This is a genomic window from Streptosporangium sp. NPDC005286 (genome assembly GCF_040607515.1).
In the GTDB taxonomy this organism is placed as follows: domain Bacteria; phylum Actinomycetota; class Actinomycetes; order Streptosporangiales; family Streptosporangiaceae; genus Streptosporangium.
The window spans coordinates 30036-50473 of the sequence record NZ_JBEXGU010000007.1 but is presented as its reverse complement, the minus strand read 5'-3'; the positions used below and the strand labels follow the sequence as shown (position 1 = coordinate 50473).

At 68.9% G+C, this 20438-nt stretch carries 21 protein-coding genes and 1 pseudogene; 16 read left to right on the top strand and 6 right to left on the bottom strand.

Annotated features, from left to right (window positions below):
* Positions 1 to 122 precede the first annotated feature (122 nt).
* Genes ABZU75_RS04715 through ABZU75_RS04695 form a run of 5 tightly spaced genes read left to right on the top strand, consistent with a single transcriptional unit; the run spans position 123 to position 7685 of the window.
* Complete coding sequence (locus ABZU75_RS04715; protein ID WP_355549524.1) at positions 123 to 3836, top strand: nitrate reductase subunit alpha; 3714 nt, start codon at positions 123 to 125, stop codon at positions 3834 to 3836.
* Positions 3836 to 5638, top strand: coding sequence for a nitrate reductase subunit beta (narH, locus tag ABZU75_RS04710; RefSeq protein ID WP_355549522.1), 1803 nt, complete (start codon positions 3836 to 3838; stop codon positions 5636 to 5638). The genes ABZU75_RS04715 and narH overlap by 1 nt, the downstream gene beginning before the upstream one ends.
* A complete protein-coding gene (gene narJ, locus ABZU75_RS04705) occupies positions 5635 to 6315 on the top strand; it encodes a nitrate reductase molybdenum cofactor assembly chaperone (RefSeq protein ID WP_355549520.1) in 681 nt (226 codons plus the stop codon). The genes narH and narJ overlap by 4 nt, the downstream gene beginning before the upstream one ends.
* Positions 6316 to 6363: 48 nt before the next feature.
* Complete coding sequence (gene narI / locus ABZU75_RS04700) at positions 6364 to 7098, top strand: respiratory nitrate reductase subunit gamma (protein WP_355549518.1); 735 nt, start codon at positions 6364 to 6366, stop codon at positions 7096 to 7098.
* The gene (locus ABZU75_RS04695; RefSeq protein ID WP_355549516.1) at positions 7095 to 7685 is read left to right on the top strand and encodes an HPP family protein; all 591 of its coding nucleotides are present in this window, start codon (positions 7095 to 7097) and stop codon (positions 7683 to 7685) included. Before narI ends, ABZU75_RS04695 begins: the two co-directional genes overlap by 4 nt.
* A gap of 50 nt (positions 7686 to 7735) precedes the next feature.
* Here ABZU75_RS04695 and ABZU75_RS04690 read toward each other — a convergent pair whose 3' ends face one another.
* Positions 7736 to 8335 carry an RDD family protein gene (locus ABZU75_RS04690; protein ID WP_355549514.1) on the bottom strand — a complete coding sequence of 200 codons (600 nt, stop codon included), beginning with the start codon at positions 8333 to 8335 and terminating at the stop codon, positions 7736 to 7738.
* A gap of 129 nt (positions 8336 to 8464) precedes the next feature.
* Here ABZU75_RS04690 and ABZU75_RS04685 point away from each other — a divergent pair, with 129 nt between their 5' ends.
* The 8 genes and pseudogenes from ABZU75_RS04685 to ABZU75_RS04650 all read left to right on the top strand — a co-directional run.
* A complete protein-coding gene (locus ABZU75_RS04685) occupies positions 8465 to 8833 on the top strand; it encodes a hypothetical protein (protein ID WP_355549512.1) in 369 nt (122 codons plus the stop codon).
* Positions 8834 to 8967: 134 nt separating this feature from the next.
* Positions 8968 to 10050 carry a DUF6745 domain-containing protein gene (locus tag ABZU75_RS04680; protein ID WP_355549510.1) on the top strand — a complete coding sequence of 361 codons (1083 nt, stop codon included), beginning with the start codon at positions 8968 to 8970 and terminating at the stop codon, positions 10048 to 10050.
* A gap of 10 nt (positions 10051 to 10060) precedes the next feature.
* A complete protein-coding gene (locus tag ABZU75_RS04675) occupies positions 10061 to 10498 on the top strand; it encodes a hypothetical protein (RefSeq protein ID WP_355549508.1) in 438 nt (145 codons plus the stop codon).
* Between the two features lie 109 nt (positions 10499 to 10607).
* Positions 10608 to 11456 carry a hypothetical protein gene (locus ABZU75_RS04670; protein WP_355549506.1) on the top strand — a complete coding sequence of 283 codons (849 nt, stop codon included), beginning with the start codon at positions 10608 to 10610 and terminating at the stop codon, positions 11454 to 11456.
* Positions 11457 to 12068: 612 nt separating this feature from the next.
* Complete coding sequence (locus ABZU75_RS04665; protein WP_355549504.1) at positions 12069 to 12500, top strand: SRPBCC domain-containing protein; 432 nt, start codon at positions 12069 to 12071, stop codon at positions 12498 to 12500.
* The gene (locus ABZU75_RS04660; RefSeq protein WP_355549502.1) at positions 12487 to 12837 is read left to right on the top strand and encodes a metalloregulator ArsR/SmtB family transcription factor; all 351 of its coding nucleotides are present in this window, start codon (positions 12487 to 12489) and stop codon (positions 12835 to 12837) included. The genes ABZU75_RS04665 and ABZU75_RS04660 overlap by 14 nt, the downstream gene beginning before the upstream one ends.
* A complete protein-coding gene (locus tag ABZU75_RS04655) occupies positions 12834 to 13238 on the top strand; it encodes a VOC family protein (protein WP_326821620.1) in 405 nt (134 codons plus the stop codon). The genes ABZU75_RS04660 and ABZU75_RS04655 overlap by 4 nt, the downstream gene beginning before the upstream one ends.
* Before the next feature lie 141 nt (positions 13239 to 13379).
* A pseudogene (locus ABZU75_RS04650) lies at positions 13380 to 13592 on the top strand (transposase); the annotation flags it as partial.
* Between the two features lie 171 nt (positions 13593 to 13763).
* Here the strand turns inward: ABZU75_RS04650 and ABZU75_RS04645 are convergent.
* The 3 genes from ABZU75_RS04645 to ABZU75_RS04635 all read right to left on the bottom strand — a co-directional run bounded on the left by ABZU75_RS04645 (position 13764) and on the right by ABZU75_RS04635 (position 16588).
* Positions 13764 to 14060 carry a MoaD/ThiS family protein gene (locus tag ABZU75_RS04645; protein ID WP_355549499.1) on the bottom strand — a complete coding sequence of 99 codons (297 nt, stop codon included), beginning with the start codon at positions 14058 to 14060 and terminating at the stop codon, positions 13764 to 13766.
* Positions 14057 to 15172: an exo-alpha-sialidase gene (locus tag ABZU75_RS04640; protein ID WP_355549497.1), complete on the bottom strand. Its 1116-nt coding sequence runs from the start codon at positions 15170 to 15172 to the stop codon at positions 14057 to 14059. The genes ABZU75_RS04645 and ABZU75_RS04640 overlap by 4 nt, the downstream gene beginning before the upstream one ends.
* A gap of 480 nt (positions 15173 to 15652) precedes the next feature.
* The gene (locus ABZU75_RS04635) at positions 15653 to 16588 is read right to left on the bottom strand and encodes a LysR family transcriptional regulator (protein ID WP_355549495.1); all 936 of its coding nucleotides are present in this window, start codon (positions 16586 to 16588) and stop codon (positions 15653 to 15655) included.
* 96 nt (positions 16589 to 16684) lie between these two features.
* Between ABZU75_RS04635 and ABZU75_RS04630 the strand changes: the two genes are divergently transcribed.
* The 3 genes from ABZU75_RS04630 to ABZU75_RS04620 all read left to right on the top strand — a co-directional run bounded on the left by ABZU75_RS04630 (position 16685) and on the right by ABZU75_RS04620 (position 19353).
* The gene (locus ABZU75_RS04630; RefSeq protein WP_355549493.1) at positions 16685 to 17977 is read left to right on the top strand and encodes an MFS transporter; all 1293 of its coding nucleotides are present in this window, start codon (positions 16685 to 16687) and stop codon (positions 17975 to 17977) included.
* Positions 17974 to 18570: a cysteine hydrolase gene (locus tag ABZU75_RS04625; protein ID WP_355549491.1), complete on the top strand. Its 597-nt coding sequence runs from the start codon at positions 17974 to 17976 to the stop codon at positions 18568 to 18570. The genes ABZU75_RS04630 and ABZU75_RS04625 overlap by 4 nt, the downstream gene beginning before the upstream one ends.
* A 195-nt stretch (positions 18571 to 18765) precedes the next feature.
* Entirely contained in the window at positions 18766 to 19353 is a 588-nt protein-coding gene (locus ABZU75_RS04620; RefSeq protein WP_355549489.1) for an SMI1/KNR4 family protein, read from the top strand.
* A gap of 90 nt (positions 19354 to 19443) precedes the next feature.
* Here the strand turns inward: ABZU75_RS04620 and ABZU75_RS04615 are convergent, their stop codons facing one another.
* Together ABZU75_RS04615 and ABZU75_RS04610 are read right to left on the bottom strand one after the other, a co-directional pair.
* Positions 19444 to 19728 carry a DUF6204 family protein gene (locus tag ABZU75_RS04615; RefSeq protein WP_355549487.1) on the bottom strand — a complete coding sequence of 95 codons (285 nt, stop codon included), beginning with the start codon at positions 19726 to 19728 and terminating at the stop codon, positions 19444 to 19446.
* Positions 19728 to 20381, bottom strand: a complete 654-nt coding sequence (locus ABZU75_RS04610) for a TetR family transcriptional regulator (protein WP_355549485.1) — start codon at positions 20379 to 20381, stop codon at positions 19728 to 19730. The genes ABZU75_RS04615 and ABZU75_RS04610 overlap by 1 nt, the downstream gene beginning before the upstream one ends.
* Positions 20382 to 20438: the final 57 nt, after the last annotated feature.

Here is a 20438-nt window from a genome sequence, read left to right as displayed (position 1 = left end):
GGCATCCCGGGGGAGGATTACCACTTATCTCCAACAAAACAGTCGCCAATGGTAAGAACATGAATACCCATAGTTTGTGGGCTTGACTGATTACCCGGTACGACCATCGGTAAATACACAGCATGGTCGACGAGCGAATGGCGGAGAAACCCACGACGGAGGGGGCGGCGGAGGCGCTGCTGCGGGTGGGGCGGTTCTTCAGCCGGGGCACCTACTCCCACGACCTGCGAGACGTCTCCTATCGGGGTGGCAGGAACTCGGACACCTTCTACCGGGACCGGTGGTCACACGACAAGATCGTGCGCTCCACCCACGGGGTGAACTGCACCGGATCGTGCAGCTGGCGGGTGTACGTCAAGAACGGGATCATCACCTGGGAGACGCAGGAGGTCGACTACCCGACGGCCGGCCCCGACCGGCCCGAGTACGAGCCGCGAGGGTGCCCGCGGGGGGCGGCGTTCTCCTGGTACACCTACTCGCCGACCCGGGTGCGCTACCCGTACGCGCGCGGGGTGCTCGTGGAGATGTACCGCCAGGCCAAGGAGCGGCTCGGGGACCCGTTGCTGGCCTGGGCGGACGTCGTGGGCGACCCGGAGCGGCGGAGGCGCTACCAGGAGGCGCGCGGCAAGGGCGGGCTGGTGCGCATCACCTGGCCCGAGGCGCTGGAGATGATCGCCGCCGCCCACGTGTACACCATCAAGAGGTACGGCCCGGACCGGATCGCCGGGTTCACCCCCATCCCGGGCCAGTCGATCCTCTCCCACGCGATCGGTACCCGGTTCCTGGCGCTGATCGGCGGCCAGGCGCTGTCGTTCTACGACTGGTACGCCGACCTGCCGGTGGCCTCCCCGCAGGTGTTCGGCGACCAGACCGACGTGCCCGTGTCCGGCGACTGGTGGGACGCGGCCTACCTGATCATGTGGGGTTCCAACGTTCCGGTCACCCGGACGCCGGATGCGCACTGGATGGCCGAGGCCCGCTACAACGGCCAGAAGGTGGTGGTGGTCTCCCCCGACTTCGCCGACAACACCAAGTTCGCCGACGACTGGCTCCATCCCCATCCGGGCACCGACGGCGCGCTGGCCGCCGCGATGGGGCACGTGATCCTGCGGGAGTGGTTCGTCGAGCGGCAGGTACCGTACTTCGTCGACTACGTCCGCCGCTTCACCGACCTGCCGTTCCTGGTGGCGCTGGAGGAGCGGGACGGCGCGTACATCCCGGGGCGGTTCCTGCGCGCCACCGACCTCGGCGCGCAGTACGCCACGGCCGAGCACGCCATCTGGCGCACCGTGCTGCTGGACGACGTCACCGGCGCCCCGGTCGTCCCGAACGGCACGGTCGCCGACCGCTGGTCCCAGGAGGCGGGGCGGTGGAACCTGAACCTCGGCGAGGTGATCCCCCGGCTCACCCTGTACGGCGACGCGGAGGCCACCGGCACCGAGGTGCTGATGCCCCGGTTCGACACCGCCGACGGCTCGGGCGCGGTGCTGCGGCGCGGCGTGCCGGCCAGGCGGGTGACGCCCGGCGGGCCGCTGGTCACCACCGTCTTCGACCTGCTGCTGGCCCGCTACGGGGTGGGCCGGGACGGGCTTCCCGGCGACTGGCCGACCGGCTACGACGACGCGGCGGCACCCGGCACCCCGGCGTGGCAGGAGACGATCACCTCGGTGCCGGCCGCCGCCGCCACCCGGATCGCCCGGGAGTTCGCCCGGACCGCCGAGCGCACCAGGGGCCGCTGCATGATCATCATGGGGGCGGGCACCAACCACTGGTTCCATTCGGAGACCACCTACCGTAACTTCATCACCCTGCTGCTGCTCACCGGCTGCGTGGGACGCAACGGCGGCGGCTGGGCGCACTACGTCGGCCAGGAGAAGTGCCGCCCGCTCACCGGCTGGACCACGCTGGCCACCGCCGCCGACTGGCAGCGGCCCAGCCGGCAGATGATCGGCACCGGGTTCTTCTTCCTGCACACCGACCAGTGGCGCTACGACCACTTCCGCGCCGACGCCCTGGCCTCGCCGCTCGGGGCGAACAGGTTCGCCGGGATGGCCGCGGTGGACGTCCTGGCCCAGTCCTCCCGGCTCGGCTGGATGCCCACCTACCCCACCTTCGACCGCAATCCGCTGGACCTGGCCGACGAGGCGCGCGCGTCCGGCCGGGACCCGAACGAGCACGTCGCCGCCGAGCTGGCCGCCGGCCGGCTCGGCTTCGCCGTCGACGACCCCGACCATCCGGGCAACTGGCCGCGCATCCTCATCACCTGGCGGGCCAACCTGCTGGGCGCGTCCGGCAAGGGCGCCGAGTACTTCCAGCGCCACCTGCTCGGCACGCACGACAACCTGCGGGCCACCGAGGCGCCCGAGGAGGTCCGGCCACGGGACGTGCGATGGCGTGATCCGGCCCCCGAGGGCAAGCTCGACCTGCTGCTCTCCCTGGACTTCCGGATGACCTCCACGACGCTGCTGGCGGACATCACCCTGCCCGCCGCGACCTGGTACGAGAAGCACGACCTGAACGCCACCGACATGCATCCGTTCGTGCACTCGTTCAACCCCGCCGTGGAACCGGCCTGGCAGGCGCGCACCGACTTCGAGACCTTCAACGACATCGCCAGGGTCTTCTCCGAGATGGCCGTCCGGTACCTGGGAACCCGGTACGACCTGGTGGCCACCCCGTTCACCCACGACACGCCCGGCGACCTCGGCAACCCGCTGGGCACCGCCCAGGACTGGCGGGCCGACTCCTCGACGCCGGTGCCGGGTAAGACGATGCCGACGCTGACCATCGTCGAGCGGGACTACACGGCGATCGCCGACCAGATGCGCACGCTCGGCCCGCTCGCCGACGCCAAGGGGCTGCCCTGCAAGGGCGTCGTCTACGAGGTGGGCTCCGAGCTCGCCGAACTGGCCGCCGCGAACGGAACCGCGCGCGGCGGTCCGGCCGGCGGACGGCCGCTGATCGACACCGGGGAGAAGGCGTGCGAGGCGATACTCGCGCTGTCCGGCTCCACCAACGGACACCTGGCCGACCAGGGCTTCCACACCCTGGACCGGCGGGTCGGCTCCGGGGACGGCCTGGCCGGGCTGGGCCGCGCGGACGCGGATCGGCGCATCCGGTTCGCCGACACCCAGGCACAACCGCAGCGCACCCTCACCAGCCCCGAGTGGGCCGGTGACGAGAGCGGCGACCGCCACTACAGCCCTTTCACCATCAACGTCGAGCACGCCAAACCCTGGCACACCCTCACCGGACGCCAGCACTTCTACCTCGACCACGACTGGATGCGGGAGCTCGGCGAGAACCTGCCGACCTACCGGCCGCCGTTGAACATGCACCGGCTGTTCGGCGAGCCCGTCCTCGGTGAGAACGGAACGCGGGAGGTGACGGTCCGGTATCTCACCCCGCACAACAAGTGGTCCATCCACTCGGAGTACCAGGACAACCTGATCATGCTCTCGCTCTCCCGGGGCGGCCAGGTGATCTGGATCAGCCCGCAGGACGCCGAGGCCATCGGCGTCGTCGACAACGAGTGGGTCGAGGCGGTCAACCGCAACGGCGTCGTGGTCGCCCGGGCCATCGTCTCGCACCGGATGCCGGCCGGGACCGTCTACATGCACCACGCCCAGGACCGGGTCATCGCGGTGCCCAAGAGCGAGGCCACCGGGCGGCGCGGCGGCATCCACAACTCGCTGACCCGCGTACTGCTCAAACCCACTCATCTCATCGGTGGTTACGGGCAGCTGACCTTCTTTCCCAACTACTTCGGCCCGGTCGGCACCCAGCGGGACGAGATCACCGTGCTCCGGCGGCGCGCGCAGGAGGTCGAGTACTGATGCGGGTGATGTCGCAGATCGCCATGGTGATGAACCTCGACAAGTGCATCGGCTGCCACACCTGCTCGGTCACCTGCAAGCAGACCTGGACCAGCAGGCCCGGGGTCGAGTACGTGTGGTTCAACAACGTGGAGACCCGTCCCGGGCAGGGTTACCCGCGCCGCTACGAGGACCAGGAGCGCTGGCGCGGCGGCTGGAAGCTGACCCGGCGGGGCCGGCTGGTCCCCCGGTCCGGGGGGCGGCTGCGTCGGCTGGCGAGCATCTTCGCCAACCCGCTGCTGCCCAACATCCGCGACTACTACGAGCCGTGGACGTACGACTACCAGTCGGTCGCCGAGGCGCCGGCCGGCGACGACTTCCCGGTGGCCGCGCCCCGGTCACTGCTCAGCGGCAAGCCGATGAACACCATCGCCTGGTCGGCGAACTGGGACGACAGCCTGGGCGGCATGCCGCAGCACGGTGCGGACGACGTCATCCTCAACCGGATCCAGGAGAAGATCAAGCTGGAGTTCGAACAGACGTTCATGTTCTACCTGCCGCGGATCTGCGAGCACTGCCTCAACCCGTCCTGCGTGGCGTCCTGCCCGTCCGGCGCGCTGTACAAGCGGGTGGAGGACGGGATCGTGCTGGTCGACCAGGACCGCTGCCGGGGGTGGCGGATGTGCGTGACCGGCTGCCCGTACAAGAAGATGTACTTCAACCACAAGACCGGCAAGGCCGAGAAGTGCACCTTCTGCTTCCCGCGGATCGAGGTCGGGCTGCCCACCGTCTGTTCGGAGACCTGTGTGGGGCGGCTGCGGAACATCGGCGTGCTCCTCTACGACGCCGACCGGGTGCCGCAGGCCGCCGCCACCCCGCGCGAGCAGGATCTCTACCCGGCACAGCTCGGCGTCTTCCTCGATCCCCACGACCCGCGGGTCGGCGTCGAGGCCGAGCGGGCGGGCATCCCGCACGAATGGATGGAGGCGGCCCGCCGCTCTCCCGTCTACCACCTGATCGCCGAATACGGGGTGGCCCTGCCCCTGCATCCGGAGTACCGCACGCTGCCGATGGTCTGGTACGTGCCGCCGCTGTCCCCCGTGGTGGAGGCGATCACCGCCGCCGGGCATGACGGGGAGGACCACGAGAACCTGTTCGGCGCCATCGAGAAGCTACGCATCCCCGTCTCCTATCTCGCCGAACTGTTCACGGCAGGCGACCCGGCCCCCGTCGAGCTGGCGCTGCGGCGGCTGGCCGCGATGCGCGCCCACCGGCGGCGGCTCAACCTCGGTGACGCCGCCGATCCGGCGATCGCCGAGTCGGTCGGCTTCACCGTCGAGCAGCTGGACGACATGTACCGGCTGCTGGCCCTGTCGAAGTACGAGGACCGTTACGTCATCCCGACCGCCGTCGCCGGGGACGTCCGCGCCCTGGAGGAGTCGGCGCTGACCGGGTGCAGCCTGAACTACGAGGGCGGTCCCGGGATGGGGGGCGGCACCGCCTCGGGACCGTTCGGCGAGGCGTCCGGACGTCCGGCGCCGCTGTCCGTGGAGACCTTCCACATCCTGCGCGACCGCAGCACGGCGGACACCTCCGCCGACACCTCCGGCCTGCGTGGCCGGGTCAACCTGCTCAACTGGGACGGCCGCGGCCTGCCCGAGGGGATGTTCCCTCCCGGGGCGGGCAACGGCTCGACCGGCTCACGGGACGGCGAGACGGCCAGCGGCGCCGGACCGGATGCCGGCCCCGGCGAGATCACCGGGCGACCTCCCCAGGAAGGCGAGACCACTCGACAGCCTTTCCGGAAAGGGCCGAACCCGTGAGACCGCGCTGGACCTCCCGGAAGCGGAGACCGTCCGCGAACGACCGGGCCGTGGTGCGCCGGGCCGCCGGACTGTGCCTGGACTATCCCGACCAGGAGCTCTTCGACCGGCTGCCGCTGATCCGGGCCGCGCTCGCCGAGAGCGGCGCGCATCCGACGGTGACCGCCGTCGCCGGGTTCGTCGACTACCTGGCGGCCGAGGAGCCGTTGCGGGCCGAGAAGCACTATGTGGCGACCTTCGACACCCGCAACCGCCGTTCGCTCCACCTGACGTGGTGGAGCGACGAGGACACCCGCCGCCGGGGGTTCTCACTGGCCACGCTCAAGTCCCGCTACCGGGCCCACGGTCTCCTCCCCCCGGACGGCACCGAACTGCCGGACTACCTGCCGGCCGTCCTGGAGTACGCGGCCCTGGAACCTGAGGACGGGACGGCGCTGCTCCAGGAGCACCGGACCGGCCTGGAGCTGCTGCGGTTCGCCCTGGTGGAGGCCGGCACGCCGTACGCGCTGCTGCTGGAGGCGGTGTGCGGCACGCTGCCCGGCTCCTCTCCCCGCACCCGCGAGGCGGCCCGCGCACTGGGGAGCCGCCCGCTCGACGCCGGCCCGGAACCGGTCGGTCTGAACGCCACCGGCCTCCTCCCCTGGAATCCCGTCGGCAACCCCGGAGGCACCGGATGACCTCGTACGCATCAGACCGGAACCGGCAGGCGCGTCTGGAGGCCCGCGATGCCCTCGCCCGCTGACATCTTCCTGTGGGGGGCGCTGCCCTACGCGGCCGTCGCCCTGCTCGTCACCGGCCTCATCTGGCGGTGGCGCTACGACCGGTTCGGCTGGACCACGCGCTCATCGGAACTGTACGAGTCGCGGCTGCTGCGGTTCGGCAGCCCGATCTTCCACATCGGGCTGCTGTGCGTGCTGGCGGGTCATCTCGTGGGCCTGTTCATCCCGCAGAGCTGGACGGACGCCGCCGGTTTCGACGAGAACGACTACCACACGATGGCGCTCTGGGTGGGCATAGCCGCCGGAGTGCTCACCTTCGGCGGCCTCATGCTGCTGATCTGGCGGCGCCGCACCACCGGGCCGGTCTTCCTCGCCACCACCCTCAACGACAAGATCATGTACATCTTCCTGGTCGGCGCGCTGGGCCTCGGGCTGTCCACCACGCTGATCAACGCCTCGGGCCCCGGTTACAACTACCGGACGGACATCGCTCCCTGGGTGCGCAGCCTGTTCGTCTTCCAGCCGGAGGTCTCGCTCATGGCCGGTACGCCGGTGGAGTACCGCATCCACGCGGTGTCCGGGCTGCTGCTGTTCGCGATCCTGCCGTTCACCCGGCTGGTGCACTCGTTCACCGCCCCGGTGCAGTACCTGTTCCGGCCCTACATCGTCTACCGGGCCCGCGATCCACAGGTCATCGGCACCACCGCGCCCCGGCGGGGCTGGGAGCGGAGCGACATTTGAACGACCGTCCCCGGCACGGGATCGCCGCGCTCCAACTGGACGAGCTGGTACGGCGTTACCCGGAACGAGCCGTGCGCGCCGTGTACAGCGGTCTCAACAGCTTCATCTCGCTGGGACTCATGGCGGCGATCTCCTTCGCCACCAACGCCCCGTTCGTCTTCCCGTCCCTGGGTCCCACCGCCTTCCTGCTCTTTCACACGCCGCGGAGCCCTTCGGCCTCGCCGCACAACAGCCTGATCGGGCACCTGATCGGGGTGCTGGCCGGCTGGTTCGCGCTGGCGGTCACCGGGCTGCTGAACGCCCCGCCCGACCTGGAGAGCATCGGCCCCAACCGGATTCTGGCCTCTGCCATCGCGCTCGGCCTGACCTGCGGGCTGATGCCGGTGTTCAACGCCGCGCACCCGCCGGCCGGCGCCACCACCCTGATCGTCGCGCTGGGCCTGCTGCGGACGCCCCCTCAACTGGGCATCATGATGCTCTCGGTGCTGGTCATCGTCATCCAGGGATTCGTCATCAACCGGATGGCGGGCATCCCCTACCCGCTGTGGAGCCGCCCACCGACCGGCGACGACAGGGGCTCCACATAGCCCGTTCCCGCGACCTGTGCGCGGATCAGGCCCGTATTCGCCGCGGTGGGCTACATCCACACCAGCGCGGAGACGACCACGAGGGCAGCGAGAAGGATGAGGACGACGCCCAGGCCGAACAGGGATCCGGATCCTCCGGACTTTTCCCGGACGGGGCTGCCGAGGTCGACCACGACGGTTTCAGCGATCACGTCATGCAGGCATCGGCGCTTCGAACCGAAGAACGCACACAGCGGATCGACCAGGCTGATCAGCACTCCGAGGTAGGGCACCAATGTCAGGACGGGGTAGACAAGAACCCGCATTCCCGCCTGACGGAAGCCGGGCGGCTCTCCGGTCACCCCGGACACCACCTTCAGACGCCAGAGTCGCTTGCCGAGCGTCTGCCCCCACAGCGCGTGCTGCAGCCAGAAGTAGACCGCGAGAAGGACCGTGACCAAGACATCGATCGGCCAATAAGAGTTTCCCGCATAGGGGTTGAGATAACCAACGAGAGTCGATTCATCGGACACCTCGTAATCAGTGCCGAGCAGCGCGCGGATCGGTAATACCACTGCGGCAAAAATCAAACCGTCTATGATCGCGGCTACCAGACGGTGACGTCTCGCGGCGAGAGTCCACGTTGTCGGAGCATGGGGGGTGGTCGTCATGTCGATCAGTGTGTCGCACGACCCACCAGTCCTCAAACGGTGACCTGAACGACCCACGAAGCACTTTGTCGGGTAGGTTCAGCAGTTCCTTCGTGTTGGCATATTGTGGCGCCACCAAACCCATGGCCGGTGATCAATGACCGCGAGCAGGAACCGTCCGATCCGCCGCTCACACGGCCCCGAACAGCGCGACTGGAAAGCGAGACTCAAAAGCTCGCGGATATGGGTGGCGGGCATCGTGGCGGCCGCGTTTCGGACAGCGATGCCGAGATCTTCCACATCTTCGGCGCCACTCGTAACTGCGACTGCCGCTGGCGGATCCTCGTGGACTGGAGCAGTCGGGGCAGGAAGGGAACCGCGACCATCGACAACAATGGCCGGCCTTTCCGTACCGTGGGCATCAAAGACCTGCCTGGCTACGAGGTGGCGGACGGGCCGTCCGGCACCTACCGGTGGAAGCGCCGCCCTCCCGCTCCGGACCCCTTCCCACTGCGCTGACGACCCGGCCCGCGTACCTGGAAACGTCACGCCTGCCGCGCGGTGTCCGGCCTCGTACGCGGTGGACAGGCACCGCGTCGATCTGTCACCATTCCGGACATGATCGTAAGAAAGGACGACGCCACCCTCATCCGGTGAGCGTTCTCGTGCAGCGGGAAGCTGCCGACATTCGTGAAGAATGGCTGGGCCGGGCGTTGTCGACGCTGCCCGCCGACCGTCCGGCCGCAGAGGCCGCCATCTCCGAGCTTTACCGCCTGATCGGGCTCGCCCCGCCACGTTTTCACTGGGCCCCCTCACCGGTCACAGCCCTGACAACCGTCCCGCCGGGTGTACGTCCACGGCCTTCGGAAACCGTCGACCGCATCTCCGCATGGCCACTGCCGTCCCGGTTCTCCTCGCTGATGAGACAGCTGTGCACAGCACTCGACGCCCAGGTCGGATGGGGCCGTCAGTCGATGGACCAGCTGATCCGCCAGAAGGTTCGCAGCCCGCTCACCCGATCCACCGACGGTTCACTCCGCATGCCGCTGCTGGCGGCGCACGACTCGCGACACCGCTTTCGGAACGCCTGGTACGACACACAGTGCGTCTCCTGGATCGCCCACTACGACGCTCTCCGCCGGGCGGCCGGCGTACCCTTCACTCCCGAGCAGAACCGGCGGCTCGACCTGTGGGCGGCGGTGGCCCGGTCAGGTGGCTGGTGGTGGCCTCGTGAAGGTGCGTGCGTCATCTCCGAGCGCCCCGTCACCATGCGCACGGAGGTGTGCGGCGACGACGGCGAGGTACGGCTGCACAGCGCGGACGGCCCCGCGGTGCGGTACGCCGACGGGTGGGACGTGCACGCCTGGCACGGGACACGGGTGCCCTCCTGGGTGATCACCGATCCGAGCGTCCAGCGGATCGCGCGGGAGGCCAACGTCGAGGTCAGGCGGTGCGCGATCGAGCACATCGGCTGGGCGTCCTACATCGACCGGGCCGGGCTGCGGCTGGTCGCCTCCGCACCGGACCCCGGCAATCCCGGTTCGGAACTGCGGCTCTACGACATGCGCAGGGAGACCAGGGTGCTCCTCGCGGTCAACGGGTCCGTCGAACGCGACGGACGCCGCCGCCGGTACGGGCTGACCGTGCCGGGTTTCCTCGACGATCCGATCGCCGCCGCCGGCTGGACCTACGGGCTCTCCGCCGAGCAGTACTCCCTTCTTCTCCGCCGAACCTGAGGTGACTTCCATGACCGTGACTCTCGCTTCGCTCTCCCGGCAGACCGGACTCGCCGTGCTCGACCACCTTGAGCGGTCGGCGAGCATCCCCGTCGTCCACGGGCTCCAGGCCCAGGGCGACCTCATCGTCATCCCGCTCCCCGTCATCGCCTCCTCCGTGCAGGTCTGGCCCGACTCCCGCTGGACGGACGTGCCCGCCGAGGGGGTCGAACTGCTCCGCGGCGCGGCCGGGGGCAACCCGCACACCCTTGTCGCCGACCCGGGCACCTGCCGGTGGACGACCTACGTGCTGGACTCCGACCGGCTGGCGATCGGCGTCTTCGAGACCTCGGCCGTCGCCTACCTGCTCCACCCCGAGCACGGCGCCACCGGCTGCCCACCGGGCAGCTACGTCATCCGGCGGCAACGCGAGCACGAGGGACAGCGAGCCCGCCTCGTCGCGGACTGAGTCACGCAGGTCGAAGGCACGGCGCCCCAGGCCGGGAAAGGAATGGGGCCGCCGTGCCCGCCCCCTCGCTGCTACGGTGGCCCCTCTCCTCCGTGACTCAGGAGCCGTCTTGCGCAAAATGATCTGGTTCCTCTCGTTGGTGCTGTTGCTGGCCGCATGCGGTTATCGCGGTATGTCGCCGGGAGAGTTCCAGGATCGCGCCCGTGAGGTGGTGGAGCGCTGGCACGACTCCGAGGACGACCGCGCATGGCGGACAGGCTTCGTCCCACTGGACGATCTCGACATCCAGCCGCGAGAACGGATTCCTGACTGGGTGCCCCTGAGCGTGCACAACGGCGCGTGGTCCCTTGACGTCGATCTGCCCGCGGATACCCCGCCCAGCAGGCGAATGAGCTGGCCGGACGGCTCCACACTGACGGTTCCGCTGGTCACGGCTGCGACGGCGTACGCGGAGCGGAGCAAGGCCGCCGACTTCATCGACGAGGAGTGCCCGCCGGACGGCTGCACCCCGCTCCAGGTCACCGGCGCCGAGCTCGGCGAGGTGCCGCTGCGCACCAGCCGAGGGACGATTCAGGTGCCCGCCTGGCACTTCACGGTGCAGGGCGTCAAGGAAAGGTTCAGCCGGGTGGCGGTCCACCCATCGCGGATCAGCCCGCGCCCGGCCCTGAAAGAAGGTGAGCACAAGGAGGTGATGGCCTTCGACCTCACCCCGGCGAAGCCCCGGGACCTGCTTCTCCGGTACGGCCACGGCACCTGCGACCAGATCCACGGCGCCCGCGCCTACGAGACCGAAGACCTGGTGGTGGTCGACGTGGACGAGGAAGCCGGCGACGGACTCTGCAACCTGATGCTTCTTACCGCCCGGATCACCGTCACACTCGACAAACCCCTGGGCAACCGACTCCTGCTCGACTCCGGAACCGGACTGCCGGTACTGCCCGAAAAGGAGGCTCGCTAAAATCGAAGAGACGTCATCACCATTGTCTGACATGCGGCTGCCTCAATATCGGCATGCCCGCGCCCTAGGCCGCTGTTTTACGACCTGTATCCCTTCGCGCCCCTGCATATTTCTCTGAAATGCCATGAGGGGGGCTGCACACTTCGTCACGAGGCAGCACTCGCCCCTGGTGTATCGAGTCGGTGTACCTGTTCGATGCCAAACGGTTAATCACCGAACTGCGTGCGCGTGGAGTCAGAATCGGAACCGCGTCCAGCGTCCGAGCCGCGCAGTGGGCAGCAGCCGAGATCTACCCGCGTGCCGGCAACCCGGTACTTCCCGTACACCCCGAACAAGCGGAGTTGCTGCGACTCTTCGCACCCTAGTACTCCAGTGACACTTTGCGATCTTGATGGCGGAGGCCGGGTGGGGGTGGGTCGCATAGAGACGGCCACGTGATCATTCGCAGGGGCGACAAACCTTCCCGACCGTCCAAGCGCGGACCGAAACGTACTGGCACAAGCACGGGAACAAGCTGGTGGTGGTGAATCCGAACGGCATCACCTGAGATTGTCGCAACCATCAGGTTGCTATATAGTTGCGGCAACCGGATGGTTGCCATGGAGGTGCCGAATGCCGATCCCCGATCGCATCGAGCGAACGCTCGACCTCGCCCACCCGATCGAGAAGGTGTGGGCGGCCCTGACCACCACTGACGGGCTCGGCGGCTGGCTCGGCGACAAGGCGGAGATCGACGACCTGCGACCGGGCGGCCAGATCAGGGTGTGCTGGGGCGGCATGTGGTCGGTCCTGCGGATCGAGACCGCCGAGCCGCCGCGCCGTCTGTGCTTCACCTGGCCCCTCGAAGGGCTCCCGCCCGGCGACCCGCGCCGCACCCACGTCGAGATCGCGCTCCATCCCGTCGGCGACGGCACCCGGCTCAGCCTGACCGAGACGGGGTTCGCGCAGCCGCCCGACGAGCTCGCCGCCGCCTACCGGGGCAACGTCGAGGGCTGGCGGGAGGAGCTGGCCAAGCTGGTGCGCCACCTCGATGGCCGACACTGACCCCGAGGAGGTGGCGGTGGCCGTGTTCGCCGCGCTGGCGGACTCCAGCAGGCGGGCCATCCTGGCCGAGCTCGCCGCCCGAGGCCCGGCGACCGCGACCGACCTCGCCGATCGCCTGCCCATCTCCCGCCAGGCGATCGCCAAGCACCTCGCCCTGCTGTCCGGCGCCGGTCTCGTACGGGCGGTGCCGGCGGAACGCCGCCGCGTCCGCTACCACCTCGAATCGGCCCCGATGGCGACCGCCCAATCCTTCCTGGCCGCGCTCGCCCGCGACTGGGACCGCACCCTGCACGCCCTCAGCACCTACCTCGACCGCGATCAGGAGACCCAGCCATGAGACCCACGTTCCAGGGCGGCCGCAACGTCGCCATGAAACTGCCCAAGGCCCAGTTCGACCGCACCGTCGCCTTCTATCGGGACGTGCTCGGCATGGAGGTGGCCGAGGAGAGCGGCGAGGGGGTGGACGGCGCGGTGGCGCAGTGCGCGTCCGTCCAGTTCGGCCCGGTGAAGCTGTGGTTCGACCGGGTGGACAACTACGCCCAGGCGCAGGTGTGGCTGGAGCTTTTCACCGACGACGTGGAGCTGGCCACCCGCCACCTCGCCGAGCACGGCGTGCATCCGCAGGACGAGCTCGAACCACTGCCCTCGGGCTTGGCCGCCCACTGGATCAGCAACCCGGCCGGGATCCCGCACATCGTGCGGCTCTCGGACGACATGAGCGACACTTTGCGATCTTGATGGCGGAGGCCGGGTAAGGGCGGCTCGCATAAAGACGGCCACCACGTGATCATTCGGTGTTTGTGAAGACATCTGTAGATCGCGTAGTGGCCGTGGCGGACACTGTAGACCCTGGCGGCTGGATGTCAGCTTCACGACCTGATGGGCCGGATCGCAGGCCGTTTCGGCCGCACCGAGCCGCGTCGCACCGCCACCGCGTACGTGCGTGGGCTGTTGTCCGACCTCGAACACAAGAACTGCTGGAATCTGGCCGAGCATGCCGGATTGACCGGCCCGCAGGCGATGCAACGCCTGCTGCGCACCGCGTGCTGGGACGCCGACGCCGTCCGCGATGACGTGCGCGGCTATGTCATGGCGCCGCCGCCATCAAGCGACCGCCCGACGCTGCCACTACCAGCGCAGATCCCCACCATGATCCATGATCGCGAAATGTCACTGGAGTACTAGAAGCACAGGTCAGAGATTCGTCCCTGCCTGGGCTTCTCCTCGTCCGTACTGCCTACCTTGTCCAACAGGCACCGATGCCTACCCGCCCGCCATGGCTCCCACGACCATGAACGGCTCGGCCCCCGTTGCGACCGGCTCGGGCAACGGGGTGTCCGGCAGTTCGTGGGACAGATCCTGTTCGCAGGCGAAGAATCTCACGAATGGTCGACGCCGCTGCGTGACGTGATCACGGATCGTCCCGCGCAACATCGGATAGCGGGCCTCAAGCGCGTCGAGGACCGAGCGCTGCGTGACCTGCCCCTGAACGTGGATCCTCACCTCGCTTTCGACACGTGCGAGGTTCCGCAGATGCGCCGGGAGCACGACACGGATCATGTCAACGTTTGGACTTCGACCGACAACACGGCCGGAAGGTCTCGGGCGATGGGCGCCCAGCTGTCGCCGGCATCGGCCGATGCGTACACCTGTCCGCCGGTCGTACCGAAGTACACGCCGCACGAATCCAGCGAGTCGACGGCCATCGCGTCCCGTAGCACGTTGACGTAGCAGTGGCTCTGTGGCAACCCCTTCGTGAGCGGCTCCCATTCGTTTCCGCCCGTCCTGCTGCGGTACACACGGAGCTTTCCTTCGGGCGGGTAGTGTTCCGAGTCGCTCTTGATCGGAACGACATAGACGGTGTCCGGCTCGTGCGCGTGGACAGCGATCGGGAATCCGAAGTCGCTGGGCAGGTCGCCGCTGATCTCGTACCACGACTCACCGGCGTCGTCACTGCGCATGACGTCCCAGTGTTTCTGCATGAAGAGCACCTCTGGACGCGACCGGTGCATCGCGATGTGGTGGACGCAGTGACCGACCTCGGCATCCGGGTCAGGAATGCCTTCGGACCGCAGGCCACGATTCATCGGCTGCCAGCTCTTGCCGGCGTCGTCCGTTCTGAACACGCCCGCAGCCGAGATCGCCACGACGATACGCCCGGGATCGTGCGGGTCTGAAATGATCGTGTGCAGACACATCCCACCGGCGCCCGGTTGCCAGGAAGGCCCTGAGCGATGGTCGCGCAGCCCAGGCAGTTCCTGCCAGGTCTGCCCGCCGTCCACCGAGCGGAACAGGGCGGCGTCTTCAACCCCGGCATGAACCGTGTCCGGATCGGTCAGCGAGGGTTCGAGATGCCAGACTCGCGCGAACTCCCATGGATGCGGCGTGCCGTCGTACCACTGGTGAGTGCCGGGGACACCCGCATACTGGAACTGGTTACCGACCGGTTCCCAGGTGGCACCGCCGTTGTCGGAACGCTGGATCAACTGTCCGAACCAGCCACCGGACTGCGACATGTACAGCCGGGACGGATCAGCGGGAGATCCCGTGAGGTGGTAGATCTCCCAGCCCCCGAAATGAGGGCCACTGATGTCCCACCGCTCGCGCCTGCCGTCCGACGTCAGGATGAACGCGCCTTTGCGCGTGCCAACCAGTACTCGTACACCACTCATCGGCGTTCCTTTCCGACCTTGGTGCCGAGCTGTGTCGGCACTGCGGCCACGCTCCTGATCGGCTGACCGGACTCGGAGTCGACTCCATTCACGACATGCCCGCCACGGTCGTGGCCACGACGCTACGGCAGCCCCCCGACAAAATCGCCGCACGCCGCAGAGACGGACCAGCGACGTGATGGTAAAGGTTCCCGTGTTCACTGGCCGAACGCGTTTTGCAGCCTTGGCAGCCGGACGCGGCTTGGCATCAGTAGCGGGCGCCCCGCGGTGCGGGTAGGGCGTCGAGGTCGGCCAGGTGCTTGGGGGGGTTTGGTGCCCGGAATGGGGGTCACGCGCCGGCACCCACGCCAGTGCCACCTGCGCCGGAGTGCCCCCGATCGGTCGGCGATGGCGAGATTGGCGCGCAGGGCGCCCTGCTGGAAGCGCGGCAGCCGGCGCCGGAAGTCGGCCTGTCATTGCCGATCGCAGACGCGGCGGCGTTCAGCGCCGAATCACCCAGCCCGGCGCCCAGGTCCCGGCGGCGTCGTGGCCGGCCGCTGCGGCGGCGAGGTGGGCGCGGAGGGTGGCCAGCGCCGGGTGGGGGTTGTCGCGGCGCCACAGGAGCGAGTGCGGGTAGACGGGCGTCGGGTCGGTCACCGGGATACGGCGCAGGCCGTGGCCGGCGGGCCAGACCAGGCGGGTCTGCTCGCCCATGAAAGTGGCCAAGGCCGGGGTGTCGGCGATGGTGTCGAGGAGCGCGTCGGATCCGAAGTTGGGGCCGGTCGCCTCGATGGTGAGGCCGAACTCGGCGACGAGATCGTCGTAGTAGGCGGCCCACTCGGTTCCGGGGACGATGCCGGGCATCCAGATCCGGTGCCCGGCGAGCTGAGCGACGGTCACCGACCGGGCGCCGGCCAGCGCGTGGGCGGGCCCGGTGAGGAGCTGGAGCACCTCGTCGAGCACCCAGACGGACTCGATGTCCTCGGGAAGGGGCCGGCCGGGCACGGCGACGGCACGGAAGGACGCGTCGATCGCACCGGACCGAATGGCGGCGAGGGCCGTCTCGACATCGAACAGCATCACCACGTCGAGCTCGATCTCGGGGTGCGCGCGGTGGAAGCCGCGCATCAGGCCCGACGCCGCGCTGCGCGAGGCGATCACGTCGACGCGCAGCGGACGGCTTCCGGGGCGCACGGACGCGACCGCGCGCTCGGCGACACGCAGCAGCTCGCGCGCGTGGGGCAGGAACGCCTGCCCGTCGATGGTGAGCCGGGCCCCGCGCGCGGTGCGGGTGAACAGCCGCACGGCGAGGTCCTTCTCCAGCCCGGCGATGCGCTTGGAGACGGCCTGCTGGGTGATCGACAGATCTGCGGCGGCGTCCTGGAACTGGCCGGTGTCTACGACGGCGACGAACGTGCGCACAGCATCGAGATCCACATCGACCGACCTTAGTGCACAACTCATGGTTGTGTGACTTCGGTCGACTGGTTGTTTGACCTGCCTACCAACTGCGCGTTTTGATCTCTCAAATCAATGGATGGTTGTTTCCTGGAGATGACGGGGTGCGCGTTGGGAAGGTCGCTGGGGCGGCGGTTCAGGTGGTTCTGGGCCGCGTATGCGGTCAGCACGTTCGGCACATGGCTCGCGTTCGACGCGTTCGCCCTGATCGCGATTCTCGCTCTGGACGCAGGGCCCACCGAGGTGTCGGTGCTGGCCGCCGCGGGGCTCGCGGTCGGGGCGGTGGTCGCGGTGCCGCTCGGGCCGTGGGTGGAGTTCCGGCGCAAACGGCCGGTGATGATCGCGATGGACCTGATCCGGTTTGCGGCGCTGATGAGCGTTCCCGCCGCCTACGTGCTCGGCTGGCTGAGCTTCGCCCAACTTCTGATCGTGGCGGTCGTTGTCGGCGCGGCCGACATCGCCTTCACCGCTGCGAGCGGAGCATGTCTGAAGGCGCTCGTCCGGTCCGAGGACCTGCTCGTCGCGAACGGGCGGTTCGAGGCCACGGCCTGGACCGCCACCGCGCTCGGGCCGCCGCTCGGTACCGCCGCGATCGGGCTGGTGGGCCCGGTGACGAGCGTGGCGGCCAACGCGGTCAGCTTCCTCCTCTCGGCCGCGGGGGTCCGCGCCATCGGCGGGCGGGAGCCACGTCCCGCGCGAACCGCCGCACCGCCCCGGCCCGGAGCCGGCGACCTGCTGGAGGGATGGCGGTACATCCTCGCCAGCCCGGCGCTGCGCCCGCTGTTCTTCAACACGGTCCTGGTCAGCGGCCTGATCATGGCAGCCTCGCCGTTGCTCGCCGTCCTCATGCTCGGTGACCTCGGGTTCGCACCCTGGCAGTACGGCCTCGCCTTCGGCGTCCCCTGCGTCGGCGGCCTCATCGGCTCGCGACTGGCCCGCCCGCTCCTCGCACGGTTCGGACAGCACAAGGTCATGCTCACCGCCGGGACGCTGCGCGCGTGCTGGTCACTCGGATTGGCCTTCATCAGCCCCGGCCCCGCCGGGCTCGTCCTCGTCATCGCCGTCGAACTCGGGCTGATCACCTGCATGGGCGTGTTCAACCCGGTATTCGCTACCTACCGGCTCGAACAGCTCCCGTCGGACCGGGTCGTCCGCACGCTGTCCGCCTGGTCGATCACCAGTAAAGCCACCATCGCGGCCATGACCGGACTGTGGGGCCTGCTGGCCGGCCTCACCAGCCCCCGCACCGCGATCGCGATCGCCGGTCTCCTCCTTCTGGCGACCTCGCTCCTCCTCCCTCGACACGACCGCACGCCCCAACACAAGAACGCCGACCGGGCGCCACTGGAAAGGCAAACACTCGCATGAGCACCACCCCCGCACTCGACCCCGCACACACCGCCCTGCTCGTCATGGACTATCAGCCCGCGATCCTCGCGCTGCTCCCCGAAAGCGACAGTGAAGCCCTGCTGGGACGCATGGAAAAGGTAATCGCCGACGTTCGCGCCAAGGGCGGCACCGTCGCCTATGTCCGGGTCGGCTTCACCGAGGCCGACTGGGCTGCGATCCCGCCCACCAACAGGTCTTTCGCACCGGTCGCCCAGCACCGTCTCATGCACCACGCAGACCTTGACACCGCTGTCCACGAACGTCTCGCTCCCCAGGACGGAGACATCATCGTGCGTAAGATCCGTCACGGAGGCCTGTCCACCACCGACCTCGATCAGCGGCTGCGCGAACACGGCATCACCACTCTGATCATCGCGGGCATCAGTACCAGCGGCGTCGTCCTGTCCACCGTCCTCGACGCGGCCGACCGCGACTACCAGCTCTACGTCCTGGCCGACGGCGTCGCCGACCCTGACCCCGAAGCGCACGACGTCCTGCTCCATCGGGTCTTTCCCTCACGGGCCCACATCCTCGAAACCGCCGAGTTGCACACCCTCCTGCGGGCTGACTGACGCCGGCCGCGCCCGCGACTTCAGCCCCACTCTGGTGGCCGGCACGGCGCGCTCACGCCACTCGCCGGTCAACGCTTGGCCGACGAGTTCCTCGTTGGTGTACGGCCACACGTCGGCGGTGTAGCCCGGCCGAGCGGCCTGTCGCTCCTCGGGATGCGTGCGAGTCCGTCGTGGGCGGCTGGCAGGATCCTCGCCATGACAGACATCGATGATCTCCTCCGGCACGTGTCCGTGAAGGCGAGTGCGACCGAGGAACGGCTGCCTCCCACCGCGACGGCGGAAGAGGTGGCACAGGCGGAGAGCGTCCTGGGGTTCGAGCTTCCTCCGCTGCTCGCACGGCTCTATCGTGAGGTGGCCAACGGCGGTTTCGGCCCCGACTACCGGCTCTTCCCGCTCCGGGGAGAAGGGCGTACCGCCGTGGGCGTCTATCACGAGGAACGCGCGACATCAGAGCGTGGCGAGAAGGCGTACTGGCCGGTGGATGTCCTGCCGATCCTGGACTGGGGATGCGGCATGTACGCCGCCGTGGACTGCCGGAGCCCTGAGGGCACCGTGCTGCTCTTCGAGCCGAACGGGATCGAGGACGACTGGCACGACGCGTGGTACGTCGACACCGAGAGTCTGGCCGGCTGGCTGGAGGCCTGGGTCGCGGGAACAGGCTGGTACGAGGAGGACGCCGACGAGGACAGTGAGATGCGGCGATGGGAGACGGCTCGGCAGCGGCTGTCGGAGAGCGATGTCATCGGCTACGTGGACATGGCGGGGGTGCGCCTGGATTGGTAGCCCGAAGCCGAGGAGATGTCCGGTGGCGGCGGATCACACCTGCCGGGTAGGGCAGGGGCCGACGTGACAAGGGCGGCGCGGTTCAGCGGCTCACTCCCGCCGGCCTTTCCGGCGGATCTTGATATGGCGCATGTCCGTCACCGCGACGTGGAGAACCTGATACGGGTGGCCATGCGCGTCCAACGCCGCCGTCGCCTTCCGGACGGCATCGTTCTCGCCGTCATCCGGGCCCGCGGGCACCTGGCAGCGGAAGGTGAAGGCCGAAAGACTCGAGTCGTGGGTGAAGGCTCCCGCCTCGGTGAAGGCGGCGCCACCCGCGGCCAGGACGGCGGCGCGACCGGCGTCGTTCAGCCCGCCGAACTTGCCGCGGATCATCACTCTGAACAAGGTTGTTCCTTTCGTACGGCATAGCTGAGAACGCGTTCGCCGAGCAGGTCCTCGAAGGTGTCCAGGAGGTCCAGCACGGCCTCGGCGATCGCGTCGGGGTTCTCTCCCGCCGTGGTGCGCCTGCCGATCTCGGCGTAGACCAGCGAGTGGAGACAGCCGAGTTGCCAGGCCACCATGCGGGGCAGTGGGTCGTCCGGCGCGGTCCCGGTCTCCTCGGCGAGGGCGGCGGCGAGGGCGTCGGTCATCTGCTGGGCGAGATCGCCCAGCCGGGCGGTAAGCGTGGGGGCGGCCAGCATCATCTCGAGGACGCGGCCGAACCCGTCGGTCAGCCCCAGCTTGCGGTCGCGCCGCCGCACCTCCTCACGCAGCCCGGTCAGCACCGCCCGCACGGCGGAGTCGCCGGACGGGCGTTGCCGCACGATGTCGGCGAGCCGCTGCGGGGAGGCCTGGTCCGGCGGCAGGACGAGGTCCTCCTTGGCCGGGAAGTAGTTGTAGAGGGTGTTCACGGACACCTCCGCCGCAGCGGCGACCTCGGCGATCGTGACGCGCTCGAAGCCCCGCTGCACGAACAGGCCGATGGCCACATCGGAGATGCGCTGCCGCGTCTGCCGCTTCTTCCGTTCCCGCAGCCCTTCAGACATGGCCGAAAGCCTAACTCCACTCCAAATATGAAGTCGACTGCAATTTTGACATGGACT

Excerpts from the sequence above, each read along its gene's own strand:
- ABZU75_RS04715 (WP_355549524.1), top strand. The coding sequence starts at position 123 with ATGGTCGACGAGCGAATGGCGGAGAAACCCACGACGGAGGGGGCGGCG.
- narH (WP_355549522.1), top strand. The coding sequence starts at position 3,836 with ATGCGGGTGATGTCGCAGATCGCCATGGTGATGAACCTCGACAAGTGC.
- narI (WP_355549518.1), top strand. The coding sequence starts at position 6,364 with ATGCCCTCGCCCGCTGACATCTTCCTGTGGGGGGCGCTGCCCTACGCG.
- ABZU75_RS04690 (WP_355549514.1), bottom strand. The coding sequence starts at position 8,335 with ATGACGACCACCCCCCATGCTCCGACAACGTGGACTCTCGCCGCGAGA.
- ABZU75_RS04675 (WP_355549508.1), top strand. The coding sequence starts at position 10,061 with ATGACCGTGACTCTCGCTTCGCTCTCCCGGCAGACCGGACTCGCCGTG.
- ABZU75_RS04665 (WP_355549504.1), top strand. The coding sequence starts at position 12,069 with ATGCCGATCCCCGATCGCATCGAGCGAACGCTCGACCTCGCCCACCCG.
- ABZU75_RS04660 (WP_355549502.1), top strand. The coding sequence starts at position 12,487 with ATGGCCGACACTGACCCCGAGGAGGTGGCGGTGGCCGTGTTCGCCGCG.
- ABZU75_RS04655 (WP_326821620.1), top strand. The coding sequence starts at position 12,834 with ATGAGACCCACGTTCCAGGGCGGCCGCAACGTCGCCATGAAACTGCCC.
- ABZU75_RS04645 (WP_355549499.1), bottom strand. The coding sequence starts at position 14,060 with ATGATCCGTGTCGTGCTCCCGGCGCATCTGCGGAACCTCGCACGTGTC.
- ABZU75_RS04640 (WP_355549497.1), bottom strand. The coding sequence starts at position 15,172 with ATGAGTGGTGTACGAGTACTGGTTGGCACGCGCAAAGGCGCGTTCATC.
- ABZU75_RS04630 (WP_355549493.1), top strand. The coding sequence starts at position 16,685 with ATGGATGGTTGTTTCCTGGAGATGACGGGGTGCGCGTTGGGAAGGTCG.
- ABZU75_RS04625 (WP_355549491.1), top strand. The coding sequence starts at position 17,974 with ATGAGCACCACCCCCGCACTCGACCCCGCACACACCGCCCTGCTCGTC.
- ABZU75_RS04620 (WP_355549489.1), top strand. The coding sequence starts at position 18,766 with ATGACAGACATCGATGATCTCCTCCGGCACGTGTCCGTGAAGGCGAGT.
- ABZU75_RS04615 (WP_355549487.1), bottom strand. The coding sequence starts at position 19,728 with ATGATCCGCGGCAAGTTCGGCGGGCTGAACGACGCCGGTCGCGCCGCC.
- ABZU75_RS04610 (WP_355549485.1), bottom strand. The coding sequence starts at position 20,381 with ATGTCTGAAGGGCTGCGGGAACGGAAGAAGCGGCAGACGCGGCAGCGC.